The 1,136-nt window shown below is 65.9% G+C and carries 2 protein-coding genes; both read left to right on the forward strand.

From position 1 onward, the window contains the following. Window positions 1–301, forward strand: a 301-nt coding sequence (locus MOV75_RS39110; RefSeq protein WP_247008183.1) for an ATP-binding cassette domain-containing protein, incomplete at its 5' end; no start/stop codon positions are given. Between the two features lie 11 nt (window positions 302–312). After that, on the forward strand, window positions 313–1,136 hold an 824-nt coding region (locus tag MOV75_RS39115; protein ID WP_247008185.1), incomplete at its 3' end, for an alpha-D-ribose 1-methylphosphonate 5-triphosphate diphosphatase.

Below are 1,136 nucleotides of genomic sequence, written 5' to 3' on the forward strand. Positions count from 1 at the left end.
CGAGTTGCTGCACCGTCTCAACATCCCCGAGCGGCTCTGGCAGCTTCCGCCCGCGACCTTCTCCGGCGGCGAGCAGCAGCGCGTCAACATCGCGCGCGGCTTCATCTCGGACCTTCCGATCCTGCTGCTCGACGAGCCGACCGCCTCGCTCGATGCCGCCAACCGCACTGTGGTGGTCGAGCTTGTCGCCGAGAAAAAGCGCCAGGGCGTCGCTATGGTCGCCATTGTCCACGACGACGAAATCCGTCATCTGATTGCGGACCGTGTTGTCGACGTCACCAGCTTTGCCGCCGCGGCCTGAAGGAAATGGAAATGAACGTCCCGAAGGATATCGTGATCGCCAATGCCAGGATCGTGCTGGCCGACCGGGTGATCGAGCAGGGCTGGCTTGCCGTTGCCAATGGCCACATTGCCGAGATCGGTGAGGGCAGGGCGCCTGCGGGTGCGGAGAATGCAGGCGGCGATTTGATCATGCCGGGCCTGATCGAGCTCCATACCGACCACCTCGAAGCTCACTACGTGCCGCGCCCGAAAGTGTTCTGGAATCCGGTCGCCGCCGTGATCTCCTATGACGGTCAGCTCGCGACCTCAGGCATCACCACCGTGTTCGATTCGCTCCGGGTCTGGCGTGAGGACGGCGCCGAGGAGGTCGACGGCCGTGCCGGCGTGCTCGCAGCCGCGATCACCACCGCGCGCGACGCCAGACTGCTGCGCGCCGACCACTTCCTGCATCTGCGCTGCGAAATCCCGATGCCGAGCGTGGTCGAGGAGGCCAAGGAGCTGATCGACCGCCCCGACGTCAAGCTGATGTCGCTGATGGATCACACCCCCGGCCAGCGCCAGTTCCGCGACGAGGTCAAGCTGCGCGACTATTACCGCGGCAAGGGCGGCGGCAAGACCGATGCCGAGCTCGACGAGCTGTTCGCAAAGCGCTTCGAGTACCAGAAGGCCTATGCCGCCACCAACATGCGCGCGATCGTGGCGCTGGCGCAGGCCTACAAGATCCCGCTCGCAAGCCATGACGACACCACCGACGAGAACGTCGCGGACGCCGTGCGCGACGGCGTCGCCGTCGCGGAATTCCCGACCACGCTGGAGGCTGCGCGCGGCCTCCACGAGGCCGGCATCGACATCCT

Source organism: Bradyrhizobium sp. PRIMUS42 (assembly GCF_023006515.1).
Classification (GTDB): Bacteria; Pseudomonadota; Alphaproteobacteria; order Rhizobiales; family Xanthobacteraceae; genus Bradyrhizobium.